Genomic DNA, 8,895 nt, shown 5'->3' on the forward strand with positions numbered 1-8,895 from the left:
CGCGTGATGGATCACATGCGCAAAGGTACGCTAAATCTGGATGGATTAACCACGTTAGTGTTAGATGAAGCCGATGAAATGTTACGCATGGGCTTTATTGATGATGTCGAATGGATTTTGGAACAAACGCCAGAAGACCGACAAATTGCGCTGTTTTCTGCGACTATGCCCACGGCTATTCGTAAAATTGCCCAAGATTATTTGCACGAACCTGAGCAAGTGACGATAAAGGTCACGAATGCTTCGGCGGAAAATATTCGTCAGCGTTTTTGGGTTGTCAGCGGCGTTCATAAGCTAGATGCGCTAACGCGAATTCTTGAAGTTGAAACCTTTGATGGCATGATAATCTTTGTCAGAACTAAAACGGCAACGATAGAATTAGCAGAAAAATTGGAAGCCAGAGGTTATTCGGCAGCGGCGATTAATGGTGATATGTCGCAAACCTTGCGTGAGCGCTCTATCAACCATTTAAAAAATGGCAAGCTTGATATTTTAATCGCTACCGATGTTGCCGCTAGAGGCTTAGATGTCGATAGAATTACTCATGTTGTCAACTACGACATTCCTTACGACACAGAATCTTACGTGCATAGAATAGGGCGTACCGGTAGAGCAGGTAGAACCGGTGATGCGATATTATTTATTGCGCCTAGAGAAAGAAAGTTGCTGTCGAATATCGAAAAAGCGACTAAGCAAAAAATCGAAGAAATGGGCTTGCCTTCTACGGAAGTGATTAACAACAAGCGTATTGCTCGATTTATGCAAAATATTACCGATACGCTGGCAGCAGAAGAGTTAAGTTTTTTTAGCCAGTTAATCGAGCAATATCAACGTGAGCATAATGTTTCTGCTTTAGAAATTGCTGCGGCTTTAGCTAAGTTAGTACAAGGCGACACGCCGTTATTAATGCAAAACCCGCCTAAAAAAGCGAAAGAAGGTAAATACGAAGATAACGGCAGAGAGCGCGAAGAGCGTCCGCGACGCGAACGTAGTTCAAAACGTGAATATGCCGATATTGGTATGGAGCTGTTCCGCATTGAAGTAGGCCATGCGCATGGTGTTAAACCTGGAAATATTGTCGGTGCTATCGCTAACGAAGCCGGTATCGATGGTAAATTGATTGCGCGTATTAAAATTGAGGAAAACTACAGTACGGTCGAATTACCGGCGGGTATGCCTAAAGATTTGATTCAAGATTTACGCAAAGTCCGCGTTGCAGGCCAGCCTATGAATATTTCGCGGGTTGAATCGGGTGCTATGCGAAGCGAAAGCGGCAAAAAGCCAGAAAAAAGCAAAGCAAAAGCCGGTGCAGGTACTAGTAGACGTAGAAGTAAAGAAAGTTAATGTCTGTTCAAGCCGGTGAATGCGGTTTTACCGGCCTCTAAGTTGTCATTTCTGTAGGGTTGGTGAGATTAAAAAGCTATGCTTTTGCTTGCTAATGTTTAGACGATTCAGTAATCTCGCCTTCCCATCCCCCACCTAGCGCTTTATATAACTGAACTAATGCCGTTAGTACGGTTAATTTCGCTTGTACTCGATTGTTTTCACTGGTTAACCAACTGCGTTGTGTGTTGAGCAAGGTTTGATAATCAATCAAGCCTACGCGGTAGCGTTGGTCAGATAATTCATAAGCACGCGCTGCTGCGTCTACTGCATCATTTAGGTTAGCCAGTCGTGCTTGGCTATGTCTTTTAGTGGCTGCGGCATCTTCGACTTCCCGCAATGCTGTGATTAGGTTTTGTTTGTAATTTTCAATCAGTTCTAAGGTAATGGCTTGGCTTTGGCTAAGTTGACCTTCTAGCCTACCGCCTTGAAATAAGGGTTGGGCGAGTGATGCCGCCATTGTCATGACGAAACTTGCCGGAGGTGCTGAAGTAAATAAAGGCTCTAGGCTCAACTTTAAGCTGGGATAAAACGCAGCTTTGGCGCGCGTAACGTCGGTTTCGGCGGCAATAATCGCCATTTCGCTGGCGCGTATATCGGGTCGGCGTTCGAGCAAGCTAGCTGGTTGCTCTGCTTTAGGGTCGGGTATTGCAAGCGTAGCGTAAGCATCGGGTTGTTGAATAATGAGTTGCGGTGATTTAGCGAGTAAAATTGCTAATGCATTTTCAGTAGTTATGCGTTGTTGTTTGAGTAATTCTAAGCTGGCTTTAGCATTGGCTAATTCGCTTTCTTGTTGTGCCACTTCGATTTGATTGATGGCACCTGCCCGTAAACGCGCCTGAGCGATGATTAGCGTTTCATTTAAGTTTTCAATAAAGTTTTTGATGATACGTTGCTGCTCGATAAGGGCTAATACCGTGAAGTAATTTTGCGCAACTTGCGCCATGATGCTCAGCGATAAGGCAGCGCGAGAAAATTGCTCGTTGTTTAGATTGGCTAAGCCTTTGTCTCTAGCGGCACGATTAGCACCCCATAAATCGACTTCGTAAGCAACATCGATAAGCCCGCCTTTTTTTTGTCCATTGTCGTCATCATAACGCGTGTCGGTGATGCTGCCTGTTGCCGATACAGCGGGTAGTAATGGCGCTGCGGCTATTTGGCTTTGTGCCTTTGCTTGCTGAATGCGTTGCTGTGCCGCTGATAAGTCGTAGTTGTTACGCAAGGCTGTGCGAATTAATGTGTTTAGCTCTGTGCTGCCAAATGCTTGCCACCAATCAGCATTGAGCTTGGTGTTTGTTTCGTCCGTTAAGTTTTGCCAGTGTGTAGGTAGAGCAATACTAGGCGATGAGTGTTTTTGCGCTAAATTACAAGCACTTAACGTGAATGCAATCAATAATACCGTTGGTTTTTTCAAGATAAACACGGACTATTCAGACGCCAATGCGATGATAGGGTCTAAATAAGCGGCTTTACGAGCTGGTAAATAGCCGAAAATAAGACCTACGCCAACTGCGCAAGAAAATGCGAGTAGGGCGGGTAGTGCGGAAAAATGAATTGGCATGTCGAACCAGCTCATAATAAAACCTGCTAAAAAACCAATCAGTAAGCCGATAACACCGCCTAAAATACAGACAACGGCGGCTTCGGTATTGAATTGTAATAATATGTCGCGTCTTCTCGCACCGACTGCGATGCGAATACCGATTTCACGAGTACGTTCGGTGACGCTGACTAACATGATATTCATAACCCCGATACCTCCAACGAGTAGCGAAATCGCGGCGACGATGCCTAGCATGGTCGTGAAGGTGTTTTGGGTTTCAGTAGCACTAGCGATAATCGCCGCCATATTGCGTATTCTAAAATCTTCAGTTTGGTGGCGTGTAAGTAGCAATTCGGTAATGGCTTGCTGGGTTGCGTCGATTTGACTGAGATCGTCGACTTTGACGGTAATACCGCCTAAGAAATTTTGACCGAATAAACGTATTAGACCGGTGCTTAAGGGTACAAACACACTGTCATCTCTATCTGTGCCCATAGCATCGGCTCCTTTGGTGGACATGATACCAATCACTTCAAAAGGGATGTTGCGAATCATTAAATACTTTCCTATGGGGTCTTCACCATCAGGATAAAGAATTTGTTTAACGGTTTCTCCCAGGACAGCTACTGGAGCATAACTTTTGGCGTCATCGTCATCAAAGAAATCGCCAGTGGCAACTGACCAGTTGCGCACATCAGGCATACTCGGGGCAACGGCTTGAATACTGGTAGAATAATCAATATTACCGTAGCGCACCGTCATTTTAGTGCTACGCTCTGGCGAGGCCCATAAGACATTTTCGACTTCGGCAATGGCATCCGCATCGCTTGGAATAAGGGTGGCCACATCGGTGCTGCTACGCAGACCCGGTGCGCCTGGGCGTATCGATAAAATATTAGTCCCCATCGCTTGCATTTCTTGTAATACTTTCTCTTGGCTGCCTTGGCCAACGGCTAGCATCGCGACGACAGCGCCTACACCGATAATAATGCCGAGTAAGGTAAGTGCCGTTCGGAAGATATTGGCTTTCAGCGACGTGAGCGCGGTTTTACCCGCCTCGACGAGTTCGGCGATTATCCCGGCCGTGTTGATATGATGGTGGTGTGGGGTGAAGCGTAACGGATGATTAGGATTTTCACCACTGTCGCTGACGATTTGACCGTCTTTTAATTCGATAACGCGCTGAGCGTGTGCGGCGACTTTATAGTCATGCGTGATGAGTATGATGGTACGACCTTCTTGGTGTAAGTCGTTTAATAATTTAATCACTTCTTCGCCGCTATGACTATCGAGTGCGCCAGTAGGCTCATCTGCGAGTATGACGGGAGGATTGTTCATTAAGGCTCTAGCGATGGCTACCCGTTGTTGTTGACCGCCTGACAATTGCATGGGTTTATGCTCACTACGTTCGGCTAATCCCAGTTTTTGCAATAATTCTAGTGCTCGTTGCTGTCGTTCTAATTTGGCAATACCTGCGTATAGCGCGGGAACTTCAACATTAGCTGCCGCTGTCGCTGTGTTTAATAGGTTATAGCGTTGGAAAACGAAGCCAAAAGGTTTCTCGTCTTAAGGCTGCAAGTTGATTGCTGCTTAAATCAGCAACGCTTTTGCCTAAAACATGGTAAGTGCCATTATCTGCTCTGTCTAAACAGCCGATTAAATTCATTAACGTAGATTTGCCAGAGCCTGATTGACCGACTATGGCGACAAATTCGCCAGGCCAAATCGTTAGCGACAAGTCATTTAATGCCAATACCGTTGATTCGCCATTTGGGTAGCAGCGTGTAATGTGGCTTAACGCTAATAACGGTTGTTTGTCGGTAGAGGTCATAATCGTGGTGTTCCGGCGCCTGGATAACGATTTTGGCCATTTTTATTAGTGGTATCTTCTCGATGGCTAGGTAACACGCGGTTACCTACTTCTAAGCCAGAACGAATTTCGGCATAACGGCGATTTTTCAGGCCGATATGAATAATTTTTTCTTGAATGCGCTGTTGCTGTTGGGTTTTGACTTTATACGCTAGGCCATTGGCGTCATCGTGTTCAGGGGCACGGCTGCCTAAAGCTGATAAAGGTATTAGCGGGACGTGTTCTGCGCGTCCTAAGATAAAAAACATTTGCGCGCTCATGCCCGTCATTAATTGCCGGTCGTGGTTATCCACATCGGCTAATACATTGTATAACACAACATTATTGATGATTTCTGGTGTGGGTAAAATCTGCCGTATGCTCGCTTGCCAGCGTCGTTCGCCAGAGCCTAGCGTCATAAAGTAGATTTGCATACCTGGTTTTAAGCGCATGACATCGGCCTCAGCGACTTGTGCGCGCACGGTCATGACGTCCAGTTTGGCCAATTGTAAAATAGTCGGTGTTTGTTGGTTAGCATTTAGCGTTTGGCCTTCGCGCGCTTTTTGATCAACGACCGTGCTGGCAATCGGCGCAAAGATTTTGGTATAACTTAAATTGGTCATATCGCCTTGTAGCGTCGATTGTACTTGTTCGATTTGCGCTTTTATAGCGGCTTCGGTGGCAAGTGATTTCTTTAGGTTATAGTCAGCGCTTTGGTAATCTTGAAGGCTAACGCCTTTGTTTGCGAGTAATGCTTGATTACGATCAAACTGCTGTCGGGCAAAAACCGTTTGTGCTTGTTGTCCGGCTAATTGGGCTTGTAAATTTTTTATATTCGCTTCGTTGGCGCGAACTCTGGCTTCATAAATACGTGGGTCAATTTGCGCTAATAATTGCCCCTCACTGACATTATCACCAATCGTCACATAGATTTTTTGCAATTGCCCGGTGACTTGCGCGCCAATATCGACGAATTCTTTGGCTTCTAATTTCCCTTGCGCAGTCACGTTTTTCTTCAATATCGCCTAGGGTAATCGTTATCGTAGATTCAGGTGTTGCCGGGTTGTTCGAATGAAGGTTAAACCAGCTAAAAGTCCCTAGGCCTAGCGTCGAGAGTACAATGGCAGTAAGCCATAAACGGGTAGGTGGCTTCATTAAGTCGATAAGGTTGATAAAGTTCGTTGACGCATGATGTTATCAGCGACCAAAACAGCGATAACGGTTAAACTGTCTTTGATTTCATTGTTGTACACCATAGTCACTAGTTCTTGAAACGGGATGCGCCTAAGGCTAAGTTGCTCGGTTTCTTCGGGTTGCGCTAGGCCAAATTCTAAGTCTGTGGCTAAAAAGATAAAGGCGCGCTCATTGGTGACAGAATTGCTGGTGTGAAATTCATAAATCATTTTCCAGTGTTTTGCGCGAATCCCAGTTTCTTCCAATAACTCACGTTGCGCAGAAGCAAGTAATGTTGTGTTTTTAGCGCCACCACCTTCGGGAATTTCCCAGCTATAGTCTTGTAACGGGAAGCGGTACTGACCCACAATATAGGTATAGCCCTCATCATCAATAGGAATAATGCCTATGGCCCAATTTTTAAAATCCACCGTGGTATAAGTGCCGTTAGTACCTGCTGGCGTAATAACATCGTAATGGTCTATGCGTATCCACGGCGATTCATGGACTTTATGCTCAGATAGGATTTGCCAAGGGCCGCGTGTAGTCATGATGTGAGACGCTTAACCGATATATTTTTTAAAAATAGGTTCAAAATCGTACTGTCTAATTTCGTTTTTGCGTTGTAGATAATAGTCTTCTACTTGTTTAGAGGTCTGATTAATAATGTCGGGTAAGTTCAGAATAGCTTGTTCGCTAAGTTGGCGCAGTGAGAACATGTGGTGAATAGTCGCTTGAGTTTTATCTAAGACATCAAGCTCTGTTTGTATGGATTTATATTTTTCAGCGATAACGAATAAGGCTTTGTAAAGACCGAGTAAGGCGGTAAATTGAGTTTTATCAATATCGATTGAAAAATCAATAGCGCCCATTTTGAATTTGATTTCAGCATCTAAATCGACGGTACCGGCAGTTTCTAATAAGACATCGCTAATGATGTAATGCTTGTAAGGGTAGCGTTTTAGCAGTTTTTTTCTTGCTAATCGCGCTCGCGCCGTCAAGATGAATTAATGCAAGATTGGTGAAACAGTATTCGTCGGTTTTAGATTTAATCAATAAACAGATTTTTTCATGGTCTTCCCGAAAAATTAAATCATCGCTTTCGGTTTTATCAAAATCTTTATCGCTAATGATTTTACCAATATCGCTAGTGCCTAGCAGTTCTGATGATAGATTTTTAAACATAATAACCTCGTGTAGTGGTGGTAAGTGACAGGGTTAGTCTATTGTTTCAACCCAATGACAGCGATCTTTGATGATTTTAGGCTGACTCAGGTTGTTTAATCCATGTGCAATTAAAGCGATGACTCTATCGTCTTTGTCGTAATTTACATGAGCTTCTAAGGGATTGGCTAGTCGTCCTAATCCAAAGGCGTCAAATATTTTTAGCGACATTGATATTAATATTCGTGACATTAATGCAAAGTCTTGAGTCTAAATATTTCTCGGCAAACCCTTGGGGGATTGCATAGCTGAGTAAGTCATTAGGGTCGCTAAAAGCAATAACAGGCATTTTGGTGAGAATACGCTCATCGTATTTAGTACCGGTAGGTTGGCAATAATTAGCTTGTTGATTGCTAATATCGGGTAGTTTGCGGCCTAATTGCAGCATCGGTAATTGATTCGACAGCATATAAACAGGAATTTCTTTTAATTTAAACGTGTTTCTGAAATCAGCATCTCGATTGTTGATAAACGATGCGATTCTTTGCATACCATCAATCGTAATACGGCTGCCTAAACTATGTGATACGAATGCATAGTGGTCATTAAGCAAATTATCAACTTTTTGAATCCTCGTTAAAAGAGCAGGCTTCAGTAACATCGCTGGGTAGTTGTGCCCAATTGCTTTTGGTCATCCAACAAAACGCTTGGGCAAACGAGACTAAAATATCTTCTCGGCTGTCACCTAGATAAATAATAGGGTCTGGGCCGGTATCATTAGAAAATTTCTTCAGTAAATCATTAACTTCAGCTCGTCTGAATGAGTATTCGCCAGAATTATCGTAAGCAAGAACTTCTTTTTGTTTAGCGGTAATCGCTGACCAGGTTAACTCATAAAAAAGTAATTCCTTTTGTTGGTCTTTACTTAGTAAACGACTAATTCTAAGGCTGCCGAGATTTTTATTTTGGTTAAAGCGGTCGGTGAGGTAAATCGTCTTATAGTGGCTAGCGGTAGCAGGTAAATCTAGCTCCTTAGCAAGTTTTTCTGAAAATTCAGTGGCATAGCCTGGAATATGGTTGCCAACACCATGAACCATTAAGACTTTAAGCTTGCCGTTTTGATTATTTAAATAAGGCGATAAACCAACAAAAGGCTTGCCCCAAATTTCGCATACCCGCGTATCGGCCTCTTGTTGCTTTTCAAGAACGGCTTCAGCAACGCCTTTACCCAAGCTTGAGCATCCAGTAAGTCCTATGCAAATAATTAAAGAGTTGAGCAAATAGTGAGTTAATTTCATGAGTTCTGATAATAGTAATTAAGGTTTATTATAAATTTTATCTAAGCTTTGCTAGCGCAAAATTTTTTAAAAGTAAGTATAAAAGAATAATCTTAATATATTGAAAAATAATATATAAACAGATTAAATAATCCTTACGGGAAAAAATTAGTAATAAAAAAATTGACATCATCTCGCAAGGGTATAATAATGCACAGCTCTTCAGCGCTGAGAGGTGCTGGTGGGGAGAAGGAAAGGGAAGCGGGAATGAAAAAGGAAGTTGACAAAGAGGAAAGGGTTCTGTAGAATGCTTTGGCTCAGCTAGGCGAAAAGGTCTGGACGCTCTTTAACAAACGGGATCGAAATAATAGGCGTGTTTGCTTAAGCGAGTTGCTTAAGAGGCTAAGAGTAAAGTGCCTAGTGTGCATGAAATTAGCCAAGAAATGAATAGAAGTCAGCAATGGCAATGAATTAAACTGAAGAGTTTGATCATGGCTCAGATTGAA

At 43.3% G+C, this 8,895-nt stretch carries 11 protein-coding genes and 1 pseudogene; 1 reads left to right on the forward strand and 11 read right to left on the reverse strand.

Translation table 11 applies throughout. The features are described from left to right. Positions 1-1,344, forward strand: a 1,344-nt coding sequence (locus VZ94_RS14985; protein WP_045779851.1) for a helicase-related protein, incomplete at its 5' end; no start/stop codon positions are given. A gap of 91 nt (positions 1,345-1,435) precedes the next feature. Here the strand turns inward: VZ94_RS14985 and VZ94_RS14990 are convergent. The 11 genes and pseudogenes from VZ94_RS14990 to VZ94_RS29330 all read right to left on the reverse strand — a co-directional run bounded on the left by VZ94_RS14990 (position 1,436) and on the right by VZ94_RS29330 (position 8,410). Next, positions 1,436-2,806: an efflux transporter outer membrane subunit gene (locus VZ94_RS14990; protein ID WP_109867699.1), complete on the reverse strand. Its 1,371-nt coding sequence runs from the start codon at positions 2,804-2,806 to the stop codon at positions 1,436-1,438. A gap of 3 nt (positions 2,807-2,809) precedes the next feature. Next, positions 2,810-4,264: an ABC transporter permease gene (locus tag VZ94_RS29300; protein ID WP_338040435.1), complete on the reverse strand. Its 1,455-nt coding sequence runs from the start codon at positions 4,262-4,264 to the stop codon at positions 2,810-2,812. A gap of 21 nt (positions 4,265-4,285) precedes the next feature. Further along, positions 4,286-4,420, reverse strand: a pseudogene (locus VZ94_RS29305) (macrolide ABC transporter ATP-binding protein); the annotation flags it as partial. A 34-nt stretch (positions 4,421-4,454) separates the two neighbouring features. Further along, positions 4,455-4,757: an ATP-binding cassette domain-containing protein gene (locus tag VZ94_RS29310; RefSeq protein WP_109867701.1), complete on the reverse strand. Its 303-nt coding sequence runs from the start codon at positions 4,755-4,757 to the stop codon at positions 4,455-4,457. Next, complete coding sequence (locus VZ94_RS15000; RefSeq protein ID WP_052700597.1) at positions 4,754-5,782, reverse strand: efflux RND transporter periplasmic adaptor subunit; 1,029 nt, start codon at positions 5,780-5,782, stop codon at positions 4,754-4,756. The genes VZ94_RS29310 and VZ94_RS15000 overlap by 4 nt, the downstream gene beginning before the upstream one ends. A 147-nt stretch (positions 5,783-5,929) precedes the next feature. Next, positions 5,930-6,499: an NUDIX domain-containing protein gene (locus VZ94_RS15005; protein WP_045779853.1), complete on the reverse strand. Its 570-nt coding sequence runs from the start codon at positions 6,497-6,499 to the stop codon at positions 5,930-5,932. A gap of 12 nt (positions 6,500-6,511) precedes the next feature. Then, positions 6,512-6,949, reverse strand: coding sequence for a PH domain-containing protein (locus VZ94_RS15010; protein ID WP_239649973.1), 438 nt, complete (start codon positions 6,947-6,949; stop codon positions 6,512-6,514). Beyond that, positions 6,879-7,133 (reverse strand): PH domain-containing protein, encoded by a 255-nt coding sequence (locus tag VZ94_RS29315; RefSeq protein WP_239649974.1) that lies wholly within the window; start codon positions 7,131-7,133, stop codon positions 6,879-6,881. The genes VZ94_RS15010 and VZ94_RS29315 overlap by 71 nt, the downstream gene beginning before the upstream one ends. Before the next feature lie 33 nt (positions 7,134-7,166). Beyond that, complete coding sequence (locus VZ94_RS29320) at positions 7,167-7,343, reverse strand: hypothetical protein (RefSeq protein ID WP_239649975.1); 177 nt, start codon at positions 7,341-7,343, stop codon at positions 7,167-7,169. Next, positions 7,324-7,725 (reverse strand): hypothetical protein, encoded by a 402-nt coding sequence (locus VZ94_RS29325; protein ID WP_239649976.1) that lies wholly within the window; start codon positions 7,723-7,725, stop codon positions 7,324-7,326. The genes VZ94_RS29320 and VZ94_RS29325 overlap by 20 nt, the downstream gene beginning before the upstream one ends. A gap of 4 nt (positions 7,726-7,729) precedes the next feature. Next, positions 7,730-8,410: a hypothetical protein gene (locus VZ94_RS29330; RefSeq protein ID WP_239649977.1), complete on the reverse strand. Its 681-nt coding sequence runs from the start codon at positions 8,408-8,410 to the stop codon at positions 7,730-7,732. Positions 8,411-8,895 lie beyond the last annotated feature (485 nt).

It is taken from the genome of Methylocucumis oryzae, from assembly GCF_000963695.1.
GTDB classification, from domain to species: domain Bacteria; phylum Pseudomonadota; class Gammaproteobacteria; order Methylococcales; family Methylomonadaceae; genus Methylovulum; species Methylovulum oryzae.